The following is a 20,691-nucleotide window of genomic DNA, read 5'->3' on the forward strand; positions in this document are numbered from 1 at the left end:
AGAGCAAGGTGGGTGGGTGCGGCGTTTCGACTCGCTTCGCTCGCTCAACGACCAGAAGCGGCGGGTGTCCGCCGGACCGCCCTCGGGGCGCGCGAGCCGGGATACGGTCGAACAGGAGCGAAACTCTGCCCTGATCAGCCCTGACTCATTGCGGTCAGCGCTTTCCGGGCAATAGGTTGGAAGGCTCCGCCGGTTCCGGCACGAAACCCCTTTCTCGAGAGATCATGACCAGCCCTTCTCCGCGCCTGTCCACTCCCAGGGCGCTCCTGCGCCTGCTCGAATTCGCCCGTCCCGTGCTGCCGCGGCTCGGCTTCGGCGCGCTCACCGCACTCGGCGCGGCCGTCATCGCGCTGATGATCCCGATCGTCCTCGAGCAGCTGGTCTCCGGTCCGATCGCATCGGGCGACACCACCGCCGTGGTGTGGGGCGCGGTCGCGGTGCTCGTGCTCGGCCTTCTCGAAGCACTCATGGTCTACCTGCGCCGCTGGCTGGTGCTCGGCCCCGCGACCCTCGTCGAGTACGACATCCGGCGCACGTTCTACAGCCGCCTTCAGCACCTGCCCGTGTCGTTCCACGACCGCTGGCAGTCGGGCCAGCTGCTCAGCCGCATGATGCAGGACATCAGCCTCATCCGCCGCTGGATGGCGTTCGGCCTCATCCTGCTGGTGGTGAACGTCCTCACCGTGATCATCGGCGCGGTGCTGCTGTACCAGTGGCACTGGGCGCTCGCCACGGTCTTCATCGTCTCGGGCCTGCCCCTGTGGATCCAGGGCTTCCTGTTCGAGAAGCAGTACGGCACGCTCACGCGCCTCAGCCAGGATCAGCAGGGCGACCTCGCGACCAGCGTCGAGGAGAGCGTGCACGGCATCCGCGTGCTGAAGGCCTTCGGACGCGGCCCGCACGCCCTCCACCGCTTCACGCGTCAGGCCCAGACCCTGCGCGACACCGAGATGCGCAAGGCGGGATCGATCGCCCGCATCGACTTCTGGCTCGTGTTCATGCCCGAGGTCGCGTTCGCGGTCTCGCTCGTGCTCGGCATCCTGCTCGCGTCGATGGGGCAGATCGACGTGCCCCAGCTGCTCGCGTACTTCGCGATGGCGACCATCCTGCGCTGGCCGATCGAGTCGATCGGGTTCTTCTTCGCCTTCACGATGGATGCCCGCACCGCCACCGACCGCATCTTCGAGGTGTTCGACGCGCACAACGACATCACCGACCCCGCGCAGCCGGTGGAGATCCGGGATCCGCAGGGTGCGCTCGCGTTCGAGGGCGTGCACTTCCGCTACCAGGACGCCGGCGGCGCGGAGCCGGATCTGCTGAACGGCATCGACCTCGCGGTGCGACCGGGCGAGACGATGGCGCTCGTGGGCCTGACCGGATCGGGAAAGACCACGCTGACGACGCTTCCCACGCGCCTCTACGACGTCACGGGCGGCCGCGTCACGATCGACGGCGTCGACGTGCGCGACCTGCGTCTCGTCGACCTGCGCCGGATCATCGCGACCGCGTTCGAGGACGCCACCCTGTTCTCGGCCTCGGTGCGCGACAACGTGCTGCTCGGCCGCGACGACCTCGACCCGGGCAGCCCCGAGGCCGAGCGCGTGCTGCGCGAGGCGCTCGCCGTCGCACAGGCGGCGTTCGTCGACGACCCGCCGCAGGGCGTGGACACCATGATCGGCGAGGAGGGCCTGTCGCTCTCGGGCGGACAGCGCCAGCGCCTCGCGCTCGCCCGCGCGGTCGCCGCCCGCCCCGCCGTGATCGTGATGGACGACCCGCTGTCGGCCCTCGACGTCGACACCGAGGAGCGCGTGCAGCACGAGCTGCGCCGCGTGCTCGCCGGCACCACGGCGCTGATCGTGGCCCACCGCCCCTCGACCGTTGCCCTCGCGGACCGCGTCGCCCTGCTCGAGGGCGGGCGCATCACCGCCATCGGCACGCACGCCGAGCTGATGGCCTCCTCGTCGCACTACCGCTCCGTCATCTCGAGCTTCGAGCGCGAGGAAGCCGAGGAGCGCGCGTGGCGCAACGACCCGAACCCCACGTCGGAACTCGACGTCATCACCGCTCAGGATGGGGAAGCGCGATGAGCAGCACAGTGCAGGGAACCGCGGGCGAGGACCGCTCCGACTACACGCGCGAGGAGAGCAAGGCGATCCGCCGGCGCTCGCTGAAGCTCCTCTGGTCGCTGCTGCGACCGATGCGGGGCCAGGTCATCCTCGTCGGCATCGTCGTCGTCGCGCAGACCGCGCTGCGCGTGCTCGGCCCGGCGCTGCTCGGCCTCGGGATCAAAGAGGCGCTGCCCGCCGTGCTCGAGCGCTCAGACTGGGGCCCCGCCTGGCTCATCGGCGGTGCCTACCTGGTGACCGCCGTCGGCGGCGCGTCCCTGCTCGCCTGGTACGACATCCTCGCCGCCCGCGTCACGCAGAACGTGCTGCTCGACCTGCGCACACGCGTCTTCCGCCACACGCAGCTGCTGAGCCTCGAGTTCCACGAGAGCTACACGTCGGGCCGGATCATCTCGCGCCAGACGAGCGACCTCGACACCATCCGCGAACTCCTCAACGGCGGACTGACGCAGCTCGTCAACGGTGTCCTCTACGGCGCGTTCACCTTCATCGCGCTGATGATCATCGACTGGCAGTCGGGTCTCGTGCTCGTCGTCGCCGCCGTGCCGCTGGCGTTCCTGATGCGCTGGTTCTACCTGGCCTCGCAGCGCACATACCGCGACTCCCGCGTGATCAGCGCGAAGGTGATCGTGAAGTTCGTCGAGACCATGACGGGCATCCGCGCGGGCAAGGCGTTCCGCACCGAGCCGCGCAACGAGGACGAGTTCGGCGACCTCGCGATGGACTACCGCGACGTCAACATGCGCTCGATCCGCCTGTTCGGCACCTTCGAGCCCGGCCTGATGGCGATCTCCGCCTTCTCGATCGGCATCGTCGTCCTCTGGGGCGGCGTCCGGCTCACCTGGGGCGAGTTCTCCGTCGGCCTGCTGCTGTCGGCGGTGCTGTACGTGCGCAACTTCTTCACGCCGCTGCAGGAGGTCGCCATGTTCCTGAACTCGTTCCAGGCGGCATCCGCGGCCCTCGAGAAGGTGTCGGGAGTGCTCGAGGAGGAGCCGACCGTGCCGGATCCCACGGCCCCCGTCGCCCTGCCCGACGCGCGTGGCGGCATCCGCTTCGAGGACGTCACCTTCGCCTACGGAACGGGCCGGGTGATCCTGCCCGCCTTCTCGCTCGACATCCCCGCGGGGCAGACGGTCGCCCTCGTCGGCACCACGGGCGCCGGCAAGTCGACCCTCGCGAAGCTCGTCTCGCGCTTCTACGACCCGAGCAAGGGGCGGGTCACGCTCGACGGCGTCGACCTGCGCGACCTCCACCCGCGCGACCTGCGCCGCGCCATCGTGATGGTCACCCAGGAGGCTTACCTGTTCAGCGGCACGGTCGCCGACAACATCGCGCTCGGACGCCCCGACGCGACGTTCGACGAGATCGTCGCCGCCGCCAAGGCCGTGGGCGCCGACGCGTTCATCCAGAGCCTCCCCGACGGGTACCACACCGACGTCAACAAGCGCGGCGGACGCGTCTCCGCGGGCCAGCGCCAGCTGATCTCGTTCGCACGCGCGTTCCTCGCAGACCCGTCGGTCCTGATCCTGGATGAGGCGACCGCCTCGCTCGACATCCCGTCCGAGCGCGCGATCCAGGATGCGCTGCAGACCCTGCTCGCCGACCGCACCGCGATCATCATCGCCCACCGCCTGTCGACCGTCGCGATCGCCGACCGCGTGCTCGTCATGGAGCACGGGGCGGTCATCGAGGACGACACCCCGGAGGCGCTCATCGCGGGGACGGGCAAGTTCGCGCAGCTTCACGCCGCTTGGCGGGAGTCGCTCGTCTGATCCCCGCCAGGGTTGCGCTTCGGCTGCGGGGCGCGTGCGCTTCGGCTGCGGGGCTCGGGTTCCGTTGGCGCTAGCAGAGGACCCGTCCGGCGTGCTCGCCCGCAGAGCGGACGAGCACGCCGGACACCCTGATGCGCCATCGGAACCCGGCCCCTGCGCCTTCGCTCGGCCCGCGGGAGGTGCTCGTCAGGTCCGGCTTGTGAAGGTCTGCGGGGGATGTGGAAAAGCGAGAGCGGATCCTGCGGATCCGGCTCTCGCCTTTCGGGTGTGAAGAGGATGGCGACGGGGTCTCGATGGGGGAGGGGGAGTCGAGACCCCGCCGCCGGCATGAGCTCAGCGCCCGCGACTCGAGGTCGCACCGATGAGACAAGTCGAAGTGAGGATCCCCCGTCGACCGGATCTCTAGACGCGAATCTCAGCGACCACTTCACCGTACTCCGTCTCGCCCACCGGTGTGAAGCCGACACGGTGGAAGAAGGCCTCGGGCCCGCCCTCGCCGGCCTCGTAGATCACGGTGAGGTGATCGAGCCCACGGCGGCGCACCTCCTCGACGAGAGCCTCGACGGCGAAGCGGCCGATGCCGCGTCCCTGGTCGTCCGCATCGACGTTGATGCGCAGCAGCACGGAGCGGAAGTGCTCGCTCGGCGCCTCCTCGTCGAAGCTCGCGCTGACGAAGCCGACGACGTCATCGCCGTCGAGAACCACCCGCTGCCAGGCCTTTGACGGATTGATGACGGTCGCGGCGATGCCGTACGACACCGGAGCGAGGAACTGCTCCTGACCGGGCTTCAGCGACATGGTGTTCACCGCGACGATCGTCGCGGCGGAGAGCTCGACCAGGTTCAGCGTCATACTGCCAGGCTAACCGCTCCCCGGATGGGGCGCGCAAGCGAGTTTCCCGGCTCCCGTCGGCGGGACGTGCGCGCGATGGAATGGGGGGGAGAACTCCCCAGATCCGCAGATCCGGGGAGTCTCACTCAGTCGTGGACCCAGACCTCGGTGCCGACCTGCGCGAAGCGGTACATGTGCTCGGCGGCCGCCTCGGTCATGTTGACGCAGCCGTGGCTGAGGAAGTTGCCTGGCCCGAAGTTGCTGTGCCAGTACGTGCCGTGGAAGCCCTGGTCGCCGTTGAAGTACGTGACCCACTTCACGTTCGCCGTGCAGTAGTCGTAGCTGCCGCCCGGCTTGAACTCGCCGTCCGGCGTGCAGGAGCCCATGTTCTGCTGGGTCAGCTGGCCGTACACGGTGTAGTGGCCGGTCTGGGTGTCGTAGCCGGGCTTGCCGAACGCGACGGGGTACGACGCGGTCAGCTTCTCCTCGCCCGACTTCGGGCCCTCGTACATGTAGGTCATGCCGGCGCTCTTGTCGACCTCGACGCGGCGGAACACCGTCTGGGTCTCGAACTTCACGACGTCGCCCTGCAGCTCGAACTGCAGGTCGCCGCCCTTCAGCGAGTCGGCGACGCTCGCGGCCACGCCCTCGGTCGACTCGATGCCGAAGCCGTTCTGGCCCTCCTGCAGCACGTGCAGGTGGTCGCCCTTCGAGTTCGTGACGACCTTCTCGTTGACGACGTCCTGGTTCACCTTTGCCGGGAGATCCTTGATCGCCTCCTCGATCGCGCCCATGTCGGGGGTCACAACGAAGTCGCCCGTCTCGGGGTCGGCCTGGATGTCCATCCACGACTGGATCTCGCCGAGCGTCACGCCGTGCGCGCGCTCGTCCTGCAGGTAGAAGCCCGCGGCGTCTGCCTGGTCGTTGAGCTTCGCGGCGAAGGCCTGCGCCTCGTCGGTGGTCGCGGCGGCCTCGACCTCGGCCTGCGTGGCGGAGATCTCGATCGGCGCGCCCTCGGTGGGGCCGGCGGCGATGGCCTCGGTGACGCTCGCGGCGAGGGCCTCGACGTCGACGCCCTGACCCGCCTGGGACTCCTCGACGGTGTAGGTCTTCGACTCGCCGTCGAACACGACCTGGGCGTTCACCGAGTCGGAGTACAGGTCAGGCACCGCGGCGCGCAGCGCCTCGGTGGCCTTCTCGGCGTCGATGGTGACGGTGCCGCTGGCCTCGCCCTGACCCCAGGTGCCGAGGTTCCAGGCGGGGTACGACTCGAACGCGTCGCCCGCGACGGCCTGCGCGTCGATCGAGAGCCCGAGCTCCTCGCCCGTGAGGGTCGCGCCGCCGATCGTGAACTCGGTGTCGGCGAGGTGGGTGGCGACGGCCTCGGCGGCAGCGCCCTGCGTCATCAGGCCGACCGGGGCGCCGGCGGCGGTGACGCCGGGCGCGATCAGGACGAGCGAGGCGACAACGGCGCCCGCGGCGAGGAGGCCGGTCGGGATGCCGAAACCGAGCCACGCGCCGAGGTGGCGCTTCTTCGGCGGATCCGCCTGCGCCCACTGGACCTCGGGGGTCGCCTCACCGGGCGCGAGCACGGTGGTCACCGCGGTGGGCGTGTCGCCCGCCCCGCTGCCGTCGCTCACGCCCTCGGGCTTGGTCGCCACGTCCGTCACGATTACCCCCTGATGACTCGGATCCGCGCGCCGATCGGTTGCGCAGAGATGCCGTCAACATAGGGTATGGCCGCAACCGGCCGGTCAGACAGTGGTGCGATTACGGAATCACTACGATGCGCTGAGCATCCGGTGGTCGCCGTTGCTGGTCACCGGGATCAGCGCCAGGGGACGTCGTCCGCGCGGTGGAAGCCGATGCCCGCCTCGGTCCACGCCTCCGCGAGCCCGGCGATCCGCTCCCGGAACGACTCCCACGTGCGCTCGGCGCTGCCGGCGGGCGGCGACCATCCCGCCTCCGCCGCCGATCCGATCCGCGGGAACATCAGCAGGTCGATGTCGGCGAGCGTGCGCACCGTCTCGGTCCACAGTGGCGCCTCGACGCCGAGGATCGCCGGCTCGGGGAGGTCGGGGATGACGCCCGCCGGGTCCCAGTCGTAGGAGCGGGCGACGCTCGTCGGCCCATCCGCCCATGTCAGGCCGATGGGGGTCTCGGCGTCGTACTTCATGTCGAGGTAGATGGCGTCGGCGGGCGACAGGATGAGCCGGCCGCCCTTGTCGGCGAAGGCCCGCGCGCGCTCGGCGTGGTCTCCGGTGCGGAAGCCCCAGTACTGGCCGATCGTGCCGCGGGGCAGATCGGCGACGCTCGCCTCGTGCCAGGTCAGCGGGGTCTTGCCGGTCTCGGCGACGATGCGGGTGGCGAGCTCGATCATCGCGCGGAAGTCGGCCGGGTCGGTGCCGAGCGCCTCGTCGCCGCCGACGTGCACATACGGGCCGGGGGTGACGGCCGCGATCTCGCCCAGCACCTCGCGCAGGAAAGGCTCGAGCCCGGGGGCATCGGCGCGGAGCGACGAGAACCCCACGGCGATCGCGGTGTACGGAACGCCCTGCTCGGGGAGCCCGCCGCCGCCGTACTGCTCCGTGATCTCGACGATGTGCTCGCTGATCACGGGATCGGCGAGCAGCTCGGGGTGGCTGAGACCGACGGCGTGCGTGTGGCCGGGAAGGTCGAACTCGGGCACCACGATCATGTGGCGCGCGGCGGCGTACTCGACGATTCCCGCGTACTCGGCGCGCGTGTAGAAGCCGCCGGGGTCGCCGTCCACCGAGGTGCCGGATGCGCGGTGCGCGAGTTCGGGATGGGAGGCGAGCTCAAGACGCCAGCCCTGGTCGTCGGTGAGGTGGAGGTGCAGCGCGTTGAGCTTGAGTGCGGCGGCGCGGTCGATCACGGCCTCCACGGTGGAGACGGGGTGGAAATGCCGCGCGACGTCGAGCATCACGCCGCGGTAGCCGAAGCGGGGGACGTCGCGGATCTCCACTGCAGGCAGGAGCGGACCGTCCGCGTCGAGCTGCACGAGCTGGGCGAGGGTCTGCTCGGCGTAGAACGCGCCGGCGGCGGTGGACGATTCGATCCGCACACCCGCCGCGCTCACGATCAGCTGGTACCCCTCGGGGCCGTGGCCCTCGAGGATCAGGCGCTCGGCGGAGGCCGCGAGGCGCTGGGCGATCTCGCGCCGCGTGCCGGGCTGGGGGCGCAGCGGAGGGCCGTCCACGGGCGTGACGGACGACGGCCACGGGATGAGGGCGAGCGGCATGTTCGGCACGCTACGGGCTTGTCACGGTTTTGTAAACATCCCTTGCAAACCGCTGTTCCTCTCTTGCGGGATCCGGTTCGTAAGAGGACCTTACAAACATGATCTCTCGCAGTGGCGTGCTCGGCCCGGCGACCGCGACCCCCGGTGGGCGCGGCGCCAGGGCGAAGGTGCTGCCCGGTCACGCCCGAGGACACAATCGCTCACTCGTGCTGACGACGCTGTTCCATGACGGCGCGATGAGCCGCGCCGACCTCGCTCGCGTCACGGGCCTCACCCGGGTGACCACATCCGACCTCGTCGGCGAACTCGTCGGCGACGGACTTGTCGTCGAGCAGGGAACGCGTCAGGGCTCCCGGCCCGGCAAGCCGGCGATGCTCGTCGACCTCGACCGGTCCGGTCTCCAGGTTGTGGGCCTCGACCTGTCGGACAGTCGCGAGTACCGCGGCGCCGTGATCGACCTGGCGGGCTCGGTGATCGACCGTCGGGCCGTTCCCCGCCCGCCCGACGGCGATGCGGAAGGTGCGTTGGCTGCCCTGCGGCAGCTGGCGACGGCCCTGCTCGAGACCGCCCCGCGGCGCGTGCTCGGAGTGGGAGTCGGCGCGCCCGGCATCATCTCGGGGGACGGCGTCGTGCACAGCTCCCCGAACCTCGGCTGGTTCGACCTGCCGCTGCGGCAGATGCTCACCGATGAACTCGGCGTTCCCGTTCATGTCGCGAACGACGCCGACGTGGCGGCGCTCGCCGAGTACACGCTCGGGGGCGCGAGCGGAGACGTCCTCGTCGTGAAGGTCGGCCGCGGTGTCGGCGGCGGCCTGCTCACGCGCGGCGAGCTCATGCGCGGCAGCCGCGGCGCGGCAGGTGAGATCGGGCACGTCACGGTCGGCGCCGACGTCGGTCCGCTCTGCGTATGTGGAAAGAGCGGCTGCCTCGAATCGTGGATGTCCATCCGCTCGCTCGAAGACCGGATCGCCCAGGGCGCCGATCGGGACGACGTCCTCCGCGACGCGGGGGAGCGGCTGGCGATCGCCATCGCGCCCATCGTCGGCGTACTCGATCTCTCGGAGATCGTCCTGTCCGGGCCCGCAGACCTGCTCGACGGGATTCTCCGCGAGACCGCGACCACCATGCTTCGCGCCCGCACGTTCCTCCACGAGGACGTGCAGGTGCGGATGTCCGCCCAGGGGGACGACGTCGTGCTGCGTGGCGCCGTCGTCCTGATCCTCGACGGCGAACTCGGGGTCTCATAGCCGAGACCCAGCGGGGCGAAGACGCCCCGGTGCCGCAGCAGCACCACCCCCCACCCACACAAATCCCGAAGGACGAAACCTATGAACAAGAAGGCACTTGCGGGCATCGGCCTGCTCGGCGCCGGCGTGCTCGCGCTCGCCGGCTGCAGCTCCACCAGCGCGCCAGCGGGCGACGCGAGCGACGCACCGCCGGCCGAGACCGGCGAGCTGACCGTGTGGGTCGTCGGCACCGACACCCCCGAGACGGCCCGCGAGTACCTTGTCGACACGTTCGAGTCGGAGAACGAGGGCTGGACGCTCAAGCTCGAGGAGAAGACCTGGGCGGATGTGTCGGAGACCTACGTCGCGGCGCTGCAGTCGAACGACACCCCGGATGTCGTCGAGGTCGGCAACACGCAGGCGATCGGCTTCATCGACCAGGGGCTGTTCTCGGACCTCAGCGACATCCGCGGCGACCTCGGCGACCTGAACCCCGGTCTCGAGGAGGCCGGCACCTACGACGGCACCTTCTACGCCGCGCCGTACTACGCGGGAGGCCGCGTGGTGTTCTACTCGCCTGAGATCGTCGACCCCGCGTCGCTTCCCACCACGCTCGAGGAGTACGTCGAGCAGGGAATCGCGAAGAAGACCGACGCGATGAGCGGCATCTACGCGCCCGGTCGCGACTGGTACAACATGCTCCCGTACATCTGGACGTACGGCGGCGAGATCGCGGTGCAGGATGGCGACACCTGGGACGCGCAGTTCTCGAGCGAGGAGTCGCTGAAGGGCCTCGAGCTGCTGCAGAAGGTCTACACCGAGGCGACGAACGCGCCCACCGACGGCGACGAGACCGACGCGCACGTGCCGTTCTGCGCCGGCGAGACGGCGTTCCTGTCGGCTCCCGCGTGGATGCAGTGGTCGATCCTGGCCGAGCCCGACGCCGAGAACCCCGGCTGCCCCGACACGTTCGGCAAGGACCTCGGCGCGTTCCCGCTGCCGGGTGCCGCCGAGGGTGAGACAGCGCCGATCTTCGCGGGTGGCTCGAACATCGGCGTCGCGGCGCTGTCGGAGAACCAGGCGATGGCCAAGGAGGTCGTGAAGATCATGCTCTCGAAGGGCTACCAGGACCTGATGGCCGAGGGCGGTCTGACGCCGGCGCTGCTGGAGTCGGCCGACTCGCTGCCCGACACCCCGGTCGCGCAGGCGCAGGCCGAGGCGCTCGCCAACTCCAAGGGCGTGCCCACCTCGCCGAACTGGGCCGAGGTCGAGTCGAGCCTCGTCATCCAGGACTCGCTCGTGAAGATCGCGCAGGGCGAGGACGTGAAGACGGTCGCCGAGGCGCTGGACGCCGAGATCGAGTCGATCCTCAACGGCTGATCGCAGACCGGCTCGAGCCTCACGTGGGCTCGAGCCGGTCGCTTCGGCTCGCAAGCTCGCTCAGCAACCGTGGTTATCGAGCGAGCGAAGCGAGTCGAGATGACCGGCAGGATCGCTCCGCAATCGGGACTGGACAAGGAATCCCATGACACTTGAACTCGCCCCGCGCCTGTCGTGGGAAGAACGCGAGCGCCGCAAGCGACGCCGTGACGCCGTGTCGTCGTGGACGCTGCTGGCGCCGGCGATCATCATGCTCGGCCTGATGGTCGGCTATCCCGCCATCCAGATGATCTGGCAGTCCTTCACCGACTACCAGGTGCGCCACAAGATCCAGAAGACCGCGCCCGAGTTCGTCGGTCTCGACAACTACATCGCGATCATCACGCGCAGCGACTTCCCCGTCGTCGTGGCGCGGACGATCGGGATCATGATCCTGACGACCACGCTGATCATGGTGCTCGGCGTGCTCGTCGCGCTGCTCATGACCAAGATCGGCCGCGTCATGCGCGTCACGCTCTCGATCGGCCTGCTGCTCGCCTGGGCCATCCCGCCGCTCACCGCGAGCGTGGTGTGGGGGTTCATCTTCGACACCGAGTACGGCCTGGTGAACTGGGCGCTCAACACCGCGACCGGCACGCAGCTGTGGCACAACCATTCGTGGCTGCTGAATCCGCTGACCTTCGTGATGGTGCTCACGATCATCGTGGTGTGGGGAGCGATCCCGTTCGTCGCGTTCACGAGCTACGCCGCGCTGGGCCAGATCCCCCGCGAGACGATCGAGGCCGCCGAGATCGACGGCGCCGGCGGATGGAAGCGGTTCTGGAACGTCGTGTTCCCCGCGATCCGCCCCGTCCTCGGCGGGCTGCTCGTGCTGCAGATCATCTGGAACATGAAGCTGTTCACCCAGGTGTACGCGCTGCAGAGCCGCGGCGGCATCGCGTCGGAGACGAACGTGCTGCCCGTCTACCTGTTCCGCCAGGGCATCGGCGAGTTCGGCGCGACGAGCGCCATCGGCATGCTCATCGTGATCATCATGCTGGCGATCAGCTGGTTCAACATCCGTCAGCTCCTGAAGGAGGACCAGTCGTGACGCTCCTGGTGCCCAAGGCCCCGCCCGTCGTCGCCGAGGCGATGGCGCCGACCACCCGCGCGCTGCGGCTGCCGCGCCGCGACCCGGCCCCTCCCACGGGCGTGCGCAGCCGGTGGGCGAGGATGCTGTTCAACGCGCTCGCGCTGATCGTGTTCGTCTGCTCGGTGTTCCCCGTGTACTGGATGGTGAACCTGTCGTTCACGCCGGGAAATCAGATCATCAGCCGCACCCCGTCGCTCGTGCCGACCGAGCCGACGCTGCTCAACTACGTCACCGCGTGGACGCGCCCCGCGGCGCCGGGACAGACCGACTTCCCCAACGCCCTGCGGACGAGCCTGCTCATCGTGGTGATCGTCGTCGCGTGCGCGCTGCTGTTCGCGTTCCTCGCGTCGATCGCTCTCGCCCGGTTCCAGTTCCGGGGTCGCCACACGTTCATCGTGATCATCCTCGTCATCCAGATGATGCCGGGCGAGGGGATGATGTTCACGGTCTACAACCTGATCGACGACATGCGCCTGATGAACACCCTGCTGGGGTTGAGTCTCGTGCACATCGCGGCGGTCATCCCGTTCACGGTGTGGACGCTGCGCGGCTTCGTCGCGGGAGTCCCCGCCGAGCTCGAGGAGGCAGCGCAGATCGACGGATGCTCGAAGCAGGGCGCGTTCTGGCGGGTCACCTTCCCGCTGCTCGCGCCGGGGCTCGTCGCCACCGGCATCTTCGCGTTCATGCAGTCGTGGAACGAGTTCACGATGGCGCTGTTGCTGATGAAAGACCAGAACCTCACCCTGCCGACCTGGCTCAACTCGTTCCAGTCGGCGACCGAGGCGACGAACTACGGCGCGGTCATGGCCGGCTCCACGCTGATCTGCATCCCGGTCGTCATCTTCTTCCTCATCGTGCAGGGGCGGATGACCGGTGGTCTCGTGTCCGGGGCCGTCAAGGGATGAGCGTGGTCGAGCCGTCTCGTTCGTTGAGCGAGCAGCCCCCTCGTTCGTTGAGCGAGCGAAGCGAGCGCCGCACTGAGCGAGCGGAGCGAGTCGAAGTGTCGAAACGCCCCGGACCGCCCACGACAGGAGCCGGCATCCGCATCGGCATCGACATCGGCGGCACCAAGGCCGAGGCGGTGGCGGTCGACGACGCCGGACGCATCGTCGCCCGGGTGCGGCGGAGCACCGAACACGGCGCGGAGGGAGTGCTGCGCACTGCCCGCGATGCCGTGGCGCTCGTCGCGGCCGAACCGGGCGTCGGGTCGATCACGGGGGCGGGTGTCGGCATCCCGGGCCAGATTCTCGGCGGCCGCGTGCTCAACGCCGTGAACCTCGGCCTCACCGAGGTGGATCTGGGCGGAGACCTCGAGCGCGCCCTGGGCGTGCCCGTTCATGTCGAGAACGACGTGAACGCCGCCGCGCTCGGAGCCCACGCGACGCTCGTCGCCGAGCGCCCCGCGGCCGCCGACCGGCCGATGGCGTACCTCAACCTCGGCACCGGTATCGCGGCGGGCCTGGTGCTCGACGGGCGGCTGTGGGGCGGATCGGGAGGCACGGCCGGAGAGGTCGGGCACATCTCGATCGACCCCGCCGGGCCGGAATGCCCGTGCGGCCAGCGCGGCTGCATCGAGACGTTCGCCGGCGGCGCATCCGTGGCCCGCCGCTGGGGTCGTGGCGGGGAACTGCCGATCCGCGACCTCTTCGATGCGGCCGACGCCGGGGATCCGGATGCGCTCGCGCTGCGCGACGAGCTCGCGCGCGGGGTCGCGGCGGCCGTGCACGTGCTCACCCTCACGGTCGATCCGGCGGTCATCGTGATCGGCGGCGGGGTGGCCCGCCTCGGCGATCGGCTGCGCGGGATTGTTCGTTCGGCGCTCGTGGAGCGCTCTGCGCGATCGATTTTTCTGACATCCCTCGCTCTGCCTGAGAGGATCGAACTGCTCCCTCCGGATTCATCGGCAGGAGCGCTCGGTGCGGCTCTCGCCGTCCCCGCCACGCACGAACCGGCCCTCGGCCGGTGAACGGCGCGACACGGACACGAGAGCCCTGGCTCTGAACCGAACGAGAGGCTTCCCATGGCTGAGATCGTCATCGTCCCCGACCGCGCTGCCGCCGGAGCCCTCGTCGCCGACGAGATCGCCGCGCTGATCGCACGCAAGCGCGATGCGGTGCTGGGGCTGGCGACCGGATCCACCCCGCTGCCCGTGTACGAGGCGCTGCGCTCGCGCCTCGCCGGCGTGGACGTTTCGCAGGTGCGCGGCTTCGCGCTCGACGAGTACGTGGGTCTCGACCCGGCGCATCCCGAGAGCTACCGGTCGGTCATCCATCGCGAGGTCGTCGACCCGCTCGGGCTCGACCCCGCGCGCATCCGCGTTCCCGACGGGACGCTCGACGGCATCGAGCACCACGGCGAGATCTACGAGGCAGCGATCCTCGAGGCGGGCGGGGTCGACCTGCAGATCCTCGGCATCGGCACCGACGGGCACATCGGGTTCAACGAGCCGGGATCGTCGTTCGGATCCCGCACGCGTGTGAAGACGCTCACGCAGCAGACCCGAGAGGACAACGCTCGCTTCTTCGACTCGATCGACGACGTCCCGATGCACTGCATCACCCAGGGGCTCGGCACGATCCTCGAGGCGCGGCACCTCGTGCTGCTCGCGTTCGGCGAGGGAAAGGCCGAGGCGGTCGCCGGTGCGCTCGAGGGTCCGCTGACCGCGTCGCTCCCGGGCTCGGCGATCCAGCTCCACCCGCACGTCACTGTGGTGATCGACGAGCAGGCGGCCTCACGTCTCGCGCACGCCGACTACTACCGCTACGCCTACGCGAACAAGCCCGCCTGGCAGGGGCTGTAACGGGGTCTTTTCAGGTCCCGCACTCCGGTTATCGAGCGAGCGGCGCGAGTCGAGATGACCGGGTCGCACGGGTGGGCGGCTTCGGGCCGGTCGCTTCGGCTCGCTGGCGCTCGCTCAGCAACCGGTGGGGGGCGCAGGCCCTTTGCTCAAACCCGGTTATCGAGCGAGCTTGCGAGTCGAGATGACGGCTCGCACGCGCGGGCGGCTTAAGGTCGGTCGCTTCGGCTCGCTGGCGCTCGCTCAGCAACCGGCGGGGGCGCAGGCCCTTTGCTCAAACCCGGTTATCGAGCGAGCTTGCGAGTCGAGATGACGGCCCGCACGGATGGGCGGCTTAAGGTCGGTCGCTTCGGCTCGCTGGCGCTCGCTCAGCAACCGGCGGGGGCGCAGGCCCTTTGCTCAAACCCGGTTATCGAGCGAGCTTGCGAGTCGAGATGACGGCTCGCACAGATGCGCGGGTGCGCTGCGCTCGTTCGACGAACGCTGATCAGGCGTCGAAGACCTTGCCCGGGTTGAGGATGCCCTGCGGGTCGAAGACCCGGGCGATGTCGCGCTGCAGCTGCCACTGATCCGGGCCGAGCTCGTCGGCGAGCCAGCGGCGCTTCAGCACGCCGATCCCGTGCTCGCCCGTGAGCGTGCCGCCCAGCCGGATCGCGGAACGGAAGAGGTCATCCGCCGCATCCCAGATCTGCTGCGGCACCTCGTCGCCCTGGAAGATGAAGTTCGGGTGCAGGTTGCCGTCGCCCGCGTGCGCGACGGTCGGGATCTCCACGCCGTGCTCCCGCTCGACCCGCGCGATCTCGTCGAACATCGCGGTCATCTGCGAGCGGGGCACCGAGACGTCCTCGATCAGCGCCGTGCCGAGCGTCTCCATCGCCGGATGCATCGCGCGGCGGATTGCGAGCAGCCGCTCGCCCTCCTCGCGGTCGTACGTGATGGTGACCGTGCCGCCAACGCGGCGCAGCACCTCGGCGATGGCGTCGGCCTCGGTGCGCGAGGCGGGCCCATCCGTCTGGATCGTCAGCTGCGAGGCCCCGGGCGTCGGCGCCGGAAGCCCCAGCAGGGCGTGGGCGGCGGCGAGGCTCGTCGCATCCATCAGCTCCATGATCGCGGGCTGGATTCCGGCGGCCGTGACCGCGGACGATCCGGATGCCGCATCCCGCACGGTCGGGAACGTCGCCGCGACCGTGCAGACCTCGCCCGGCACCAGGCGCCGCAGCTTCAGGGCGGCGCCGACGATGACGCCGAGCGTCCCCTCCGAGCCGATCATGAGCGAGGTGAGGTCGAGGCCGGTGACCCCCTTGACGCTGCGGTGTCCCATCCGGATCAGGCGTCCGTCGGCGAGCACGACGTCGACGCCGAGCACCGCATCGCGCACGACGCCGTACTTCGCGCACAGCAGGCCGCCGGCGCCCGTGGCGATGTTGCCGCCGACGGTCGAGATCGCGCGGGATGCCGGATCCGGCGCCCACCAGAGACCGTGCGAGGCGAGCTGGGCGTTGAGGTCGGCGTTCAGGATGCCGGGCTCGACGACCGCGAGCAGGTCATCGGGGGAGACCTCGAGGATGCGCGTCATCCGCCGCACGGACAGGGCGATCTCGCCGCCGCCCGCGTTCGCAGCCCCGGCGAGACCGGTGCCGGCGCCGCGCGTGACGACGGGAGTGCCGGTGGCGCTCGCGATCCGCATCGTCGCCTGCACGTGCTCGACCGTCTCGGCGTGCACGACCGCCAGCGGGGGAGCAGATGCCCGGTGCCCCGACTTATCGGCGCGGGCGAGTTCGAGGGAGGCCGGGCTTGTGTCGACGAGCTCGCCGAGCTCGGCGCGCAGCCGCTCGAGGACCGACATCGGTCAGGCGGCGTCGCGCCGTGCCACCGCGACGCCGACCGCGACGCTGACCACGCCGACGGCGAGACCGATCCACGGCTGGCCGAGGGCCCACCACGCGAGCGTCGCGGACAGGAAGATCAGCAGCTCGACGACGATCCGGATGAACGGGTGCACCGCGAACACGGCCTTGGGTGAGACGAACAGCGCCCACAGCAGGATGGCGAGCGCGGGCGCGCCGAGCCCGGCGACGATGTTCCACGGCAGGGGCCAGGCGAGGAATCCCCACAGCGCGAGGCTTCCGACGGCGACGAGCTCGGTCAGGAAGCGCAGCACGTCGAGGGCGGAGATCCGGCGCGTAGCGGTTTCGGGCATGGGTTCCAGTCTACGGCGGCCCCTCCCGGTCGTTGAGCGGAGCGCAGCGGAGTCGAACCCACCGGTCGTTGAGCGGAGCGAAGCGGAGTCGAAACGGGCTGAGCGAGCGAAGCGAGTCGAAGCCATCGGCCGGGTGGTCGGCACAGGTCGCTCCGGCTGCGGGCTCGGGTTCCGTCGGCGCTCGCAGGGGACCCGTCTGTCCGTGTCGCCCGCAGAGCGGACGACGCGGCCAGACACCCTGATGCGCCGGCGGAACCCGATCCCTCCGCCTGCGCGGGCCCGCCGCAGCTCCGGTCGTTGAGCGGAGCGAAGCGGAGTCGAAACGGGCTGAGCGACACTTCGACTCGCTTCGCTCGCTCAGTGCGGGTCTCCGCGGAGTTGAAGCCATCGGCCGGGCGTGGTGGGCACAGGTTGGCTTCGACTCAGTCGCTGGCGCTCCTTCGCTCACCCCGTTTCGACTTCGTTCGCAAGCTCACTCCGCTCAACGACCGGAGGTGCTCAACGACCGGAGGGGAGTTCGACCCACTGATCGTTGAGCGGAGCGCAGCGGAGTCGAAACGGGCTGAGCGAGCGAAGCGAGTCGAAGCCACCGGCCGGGCGTGGTGGGCACAGGTCGGCTTCGACTCAGTCGCTGGCGCTCCTTCGCTCACCCCGTTTCGACTTCGTTCGCAAGCTCACTTCGCTCAACGACCGGAAGGGGCTCACCGACCGGAGGTGTTCGACGCCCGGAGGGTTGCGACGCCCGGATGGGTTCGTCGGCTGAGCGCCCACCGCTGGCCCTCGTCCGGCCGGGGACGGGGCTCTCCCAGCCGGACGAGGAGATCTCAGCGGCTCGCGCCGGGTTCGCCCTGGTCGACGTCCGTCGGGGCGCTGCCCGAGACGACCTCACGGGCGAGCTGCTCGATCTGCTCGACGTCGGCGCTGATGCCGGCGTCGGTGAGGCGACGCTCGAGCACATCCTGCACCTCCGCCTCCCCGAGGCGGTCGGTGCCGAGGTCGCCCTGCATCTGCACGACGATGCCCTGCACCTGCTGCGCGATGTTCGTGTCGTTCAGGTCCTGACGCGTGCCCGACTGCTCGCCGGCGCCGCCCGGGCCGACGGCATCCGGGACGCCCGGGATGTCCCGGTCGGCCGAGTCGTGCTGGGTCGGCGCGTCGTTGACGGCCTGCGGGTCGGCTCCGGGCTCGGCGGCTGCGTTGCCGGCGCCGGGCTCGTAGCCCGTCGCGTCGGTCGGCCCGTCGCCGCCGGTGCTGACGTCGCCCGCGTCGAGGCCGGACGCCGGGCCCACCCCGGCGATGTCGTTCTGGCTGGAGCGCTCGACGTCGGGGTCTGACGACCCCTCGACGCCCACGCTGTCGACGGCGCCCGAGTCGGCGCCCTCGCGGCCCGGGGGAACGCTCGCTCCGTCGTCGGCGCTCGTCGCACCACCGGCGCCGGTCCCACCGCGCGCCGCGTCGATCGGCGACATGCCCGCCGTGCTCGACGTCGCGTGCACGGGCTCCTGCTGCTCGATGGTGCCGGCGCTGTGCTCGGCGCGCGCGTCGGCTCCCGGGGCGATCGTCTCGATCCCGGACGCCGTGCCGCCCGTGCCCGTCGGCGTCGCGTCCGTGTCGAGTGAGCTCTCCCCGACAGCACCCGGCGAGCCCAGCTCATCCGGATCCACGGCGGGACGGAAGTCGTCCGCGGGGCGAGGCATGGTGTCGACGTTGTCGCCGTCGTAGATGACGTCGCCCGGCCCCGGCGCGAGACCCGCGCTGCGGTCGGATGACGTGGTGCCGACATCCTCGAGGTCGTCGGAGAGCACGTCGTCCTCGAGCCGGACGGATCCGCCCTCGTCGACCGCGCCGTCCTGGGGGAGGTCCTCGGGGGCGAGGTCGCCCTGGCCGTCCTCGCCGAGCTCGGCGCTGACCGGGTCGGTGCCCTGGGTGTCGGGGTCTTCGTAGTAGCCGCTCATGTCCGCCTCCTGGTCGGGGATCGGTGGTCTTCCTCCATCGTGGGCGGCGCGATCCGGCTCCTGAACGGGGTTGACGTGAGGCGGATCCGGCCCTAGCGAGTCGATCGGATACCTGGCGTCTCACGGGGTGTCAACCCTCTTTCGACGGGCCCTGCGGGCGCAGAGACTCGGTATGGAGGTGCTTAGACACCATGGACAACTATCACCAGCTCGAGCTCGTGCCCCTTGGAGAGGGGGCCTGGCGGGTCTGCGATCGCAGCGTTGCGTCGTCGGATGCCGCGAGCGTCATCGCCTACGTGGAGCGGATCCCGATGGACGATTTCCACGAGCTCATGTACGAGGTCGTGTGGGTTCACGGAACCCGCGGAACGAGCCGGCACACGTCGATCCAGAGTGTGCTGCTGATGGCGGCGGACCTCGTCGCCGCGACGTCGTCGTCGGGTGCGGCAAAGCCCAAGCCGATCGCGCACTTCCCGCCCGGCGGCCGTCAGCGCCCGGTCGCCCGCCTCGCCGGATGACTGGCCCCCGCTCCCTCTGGCACGAGACCTCGCCGCTGATCGAGGTCGACACGACGTTGCCCGCGCGCGCGGATGTCGTCGTCGTCGGAGCCGGCATCGCCGGTCTGTCCACGGCCGCGCAGCTCGCCCGGGCGGGGCGCAGTGTCGCCGTGCTCGAGGCGCGGGACGTCGGCGCGGTCGCGACCGGCAACACCACCGCGAAGCTGTCGCTGCTGCAGGGCTCGACGTTCTCGGGCATCCGCTCGCACGCCGGAGACGACGCACTCGAGGCGTACGTCGCGGCCAACCGGGCCGGCCAGGAGTGGGTGCGCGGCGAGCTCGACGGCGAGGGGATCGACCAGCGCGATGCCTTCACGTACGCCACGACCGAGGAGGGCGATCGCGGCATCGAGCAGGAGCTCGAGGCGCTCGCCGCCGTCGGCCTCGACGTCGACGTGCTCGGCGCGGGACAGGATCACGGACTCCCATACCCGGTGACGCGCGCGATCCGGATGCGCGGACAGTGGCAGATCCATCCGATGCGTCTGCTCGCGAAGCTCGCCGCATCGGTGCGCGACCACGGCGGATCCGTCGTGACCGGAACCCGCGTGCTCGGAGCCGACATCACGGACGACGGTGCCCTTGTCACCACGTCGCGCGGGCCGGTGCTCGCGGACCAGGTGGTCGTGACGAGCGGGTTCCCGGTGATCGACAAGGCGGGGTTCTTCGCGCGGTTGAAGCCGTCGCGGTCGCTTGTCGGCGCGTATCGGGTGCCCGGCGAAGTGCCCTCGGGCATGTACCTGTCGCTCGACCCGCAGAGCCGGTCGCTGCGCACCGCCGAGGGACTGCTGGTCGTCGGCGGCCCCGCGTGGACGACGGGCCGCGAGCGCGAGACGGACAGGATGCTCCGCGAGCTCGACGCATGGACGGCCGCGGCCTTCCCCGGCGCGACGCGCGAGCTCTGGTGGGCGGCTCAGGACTACCAGACCGTGACGCACGTGCCGTTCTACGGAGCGGTGAGCGACCGCATCTATGCCGCCACGGGCTTCAACAAGTGGGGAATGACGAACGGCGCGGCGGCGGCGCTGACGATCGCGGGCGAGATCCTGGGCACCCCGGTGCCGTGGGACCTCTCGCCGCACGTGAAGCTCCGCGATGGGGCGGAGTTCGTCTCGGCCCAGGCGGGCGTGGCCGCGTCGGCGGTGACCGGGATCGTGCGAGCGGTGGCCGGATCGGGAGCGCTCGCGGAAGGGGAGGGGCGCGTCACGCGCGACGGCCTCCATCCCGTCGCCGAGTCGCAGGTCGACGGCGTCACCTGCCGCGTCTCGGGCGTCTGCACGCACATGGGCGGAATCCTCCAGTGGAACCGCGCGGAGCGGTCGTGGGACTGCCCCCTCCACGCCTCGCGCTTCGCCCCCGACGGCACGGTCCTCGAGGGCCCCGCGACGGAGCCCCTCGAACAGCGCTGACACCTCCCCGGCGCAGGCGGCGTCACCCCTCCCCGGTCGTTCAC

The 20,691-nt window shown here is 70.4% G+C and carries 16 protein-coding genes; 10 read left to right on the forward strand and 6 right to left on the reverse strand.

The genetic code is table 11. The features are described from left to right. The first annotated feature begins 224 nt into the window (after nt 1-224). Together IR155_RS13580 and IR155_RS13585 are read left to right on the forward strand one after the other, a co-directional pair. Nucleotides 225-2,087 (forward strand): ABC transporter ATP-binding protein, encoded by a 1,863-nt coding sequence (locus IR155_RS13580; RefSeq protein WP_135115350.1) that lies wholly within the window; start codon nt 225-227, stop codon nt 2,085-2,087. Beyond that, the gene (locus IR155_RS13585) at nt 2,084-3,898 is read left to right on the forward strand and encodes an ABC transporter ATP-binding protein (protein ID WP_135115351.1); all 1,815 of its coding nucleotides are present in this window, start codon (nt 2,084-2,086) and stop codon (nt 3,896-3,898) included. Before IR155_RS13580 ends, IR155_RS13585 begins: the two co-directional genes overlap by 4 nt. 402 nt (nt 3,899-4,300) lie before the next feature. Here the strand turns inward: IR155_RS13585 and IR155_RS13590 are convergent, their stop codons facing one another. From IR155_RS13590 to IR155_RS13600, 3 genes are all read right to left on the reverse strand, one after another. Further along, nucleotides 4,301-4,750 carry a GNAT family N-acetyltransferase gene (locus tag IR155_RS13590; protein ID WP_135115352.1) on the reverse strand — a complete coding sequence of 150 codons (450 nt, stop codon included), beginning with the start codon at nt 4,748-4,750 and terminating at the stop codon, nt 4,301-4,303. 125 nt (nt 4,751-4,875) lie between these two features. After that, complete coding sequence (locus IR155_RS13595) at nt 4,876-6,399, reverse strand: L,D-transpeptidase family protein (protein WP_135115353.1); 1,524 nt, start codon at nt 6,397-6,399, stop codon at nt 4,876-4,878. Between the two features lie 158 nt (nt 6,400-6,557). Next, nucleotides 6,558-7,991 carry a family 20 glycosylhydrolase gene (locus IR155_RS13600; RefSeq protein ID WP_135115354.1) on the reverse strand — a complete coding sequence of 478 codons (1,434 nt, stop codon included), beginning with the start codon at nt 7,989-7,991 and terminating at the stop codon, nt 6,558-6,560. 98 nt (nt 7,992-8,089) lie between these two features. Between IR155_RS13600 and IR155_RS13605 the strand changes: the two genes are divergently transcribed. The 6 genes from IR155_RS13605 (at nt 8,090) to IR155_RS13630 (ending at nt 14,529) form a co-directional block, all read left to right on the forward strand. Continuing rightward, nucleotides 8,090-9,238 (forward strand): ROK family transcriptional regulator, encoded by a 1,149-nt coding sequence (locus tag IR155_RS13605; RefSeq protein ID WP_135115355.1) that lies wholly within the window; start codon nt 8,090-8,092, stop codon nt 9,236-9,238. An 81-nt stretch (nt 9,239-9,319) separates the two neighbouring features. Continuing rightward, the gene (locus IR155_RS13610) at nt 9,320-10,597 is read left to right on the forward strand and encodes a sugar ABC transporter substrate-binding protein (protein WP_135115356.1); all 1,278 of its coding nucleotides are present in this window, start codon (nt 9,320-9,322) and stop codon (nt 10,595-10,597) included. A gap of 145 nt (nt 10,598-10,742) precedes the next feature. Further along, on the forward strand, nt 10,743-11,687 hold the full coding sequence (locus tag IR155_RS13615; protein ID WP_135115357.1) for a carbohydrate ABC transporter permease: 945 nt from the start codon (nt 10,743-10,745) through the stop codon (nt 11,685-11,687). Between the two features lie 122 nt (nt 11,688-11,809). Beyond that, the gene (locus tag IR155_RS13620; protein WP_228067241.1) at nt 11,810-12,634 is read left to right on the forward strand and encodes a carbohydrate ABC transporter permease; all 825 of its coding nucleotides are present in this window, start codon (nt 11,810-11,812) and stop codon (nt 12,632-12,634) included. Between the two features lie 95 nt (nt 12,635-12,729). Further along, on the forward strand, nt 12,730-13,695 hold the full coding sequence (locus IR155_RS13625) for an ROK family protein (protein WP_233441213.1): 966 nt from the start codon (nt 12,730-12,732) through the stop codon (nt 13,693-13,695). 54 nt (nt 13,696-13,749) lie between these two features. Further along, on the forward strand, nt 13,750-14,529 hold the full coding sequence (locus IR155_RS13630; RefSeq protein WP_135115358.1) for a glucosamine-6-phosphate deaminase: 780 nt from the start codon (nt 13,750-13,752) through the stop codon (nt 14,527-14,529). A 484-nt stretch (nt 14,530-15,013) separates the two neighbouring features. Here the strand turns inward: IR155_RS13630 and IR155_RS13635 are convergent, their stop codons facing one another. The 3 genes from IR155_RS13635 to IR155_RS13645 all read right to left on the reverse strand — a co-directional run bounded on the left by IR155_RS13635 (nt 15,014) and on the right by IR155_RS13645 (nt 18,681). Next, nucleotides 15,014-16,372: an FAD-binding oxidoreductase gene (locus IR155_RS13635; RefSeq protein ID WP_135115359.1), complete on the reverse strand. Its 1,359-nt coding sequence runs from the start codon at nt 16,370-16,372 to the stop codon at nt 15,014-15,016. 3 nt (nt 16,373-16,375) lie between these two features. After that, nucleotides 16,376-16,726: a YrdB family protein gene (locus IR155_RS13640; RefSeq protein ID WP_135115360.1), complete on the reverse strand. Its 351-nt coding sequence runs from the start codon at nt 16,724-16,726 to the stop codon at nt 16,376-16,378. 824 nt (nt 16,727-17,550) lie between these two features. Continuing rightward, nucleotides 17,551-18,681 carry a hypothetical protein gene (locus tag IR155_RS13645; protein ID WP_194210343.1) on the reverse strand — a complete coding sequence of 377 codons (1,131 nt, stop codon included), beginning with the start codon at nt 18,679-18,681 and terminating at the stop codon, nt 17,551-17,553. Between the two features lie 191 nt (nt 18,682-18,872). On the opposite strand from IR155_RS13645, the gene IR155_RS13650 reads away from it, so the two are divergent. Both IR155_RS13650 and IR155_RS13655 read left to right on the forward strand, forming a co-directional pair. Further along, on the forward strand, nt 18,873-19,199 hold the full coding sequence (locus IR155_RS13650; RefSeq protein ID WP_135115361.1) for a hypothetical protein: 327 nt from the start codon (nt 18,873-18,875) through the stop codon (nt 19,197-19,199). Then, nucleotides 19,196-20,647, forward strand: coding sequence for an FAD-dependent oxidoreductase (locus IR155_RS13655; RefSeq protein WP_135115362.1), 1,452 nt, complete (start codon nt 19,196-19,198; stop codon nt 20,645-20,647). Before IR155_RS13650 ends, IR155_RS13655 begins: the two co-directional genes overlap by 4 nt. Nucleotides 20,648-20,691 lie beyond the last annotated feature (44 nt).

It is taken from the genome of Microbacterium paludicola (assembly GCF_015235415.1).
Classification (GTDB): Bacteria; Actinomycetota; Actinomycetes; order Actinomycetales; family Microbacteriaceae; genus Microbacterium; species Microbacterium paludicola.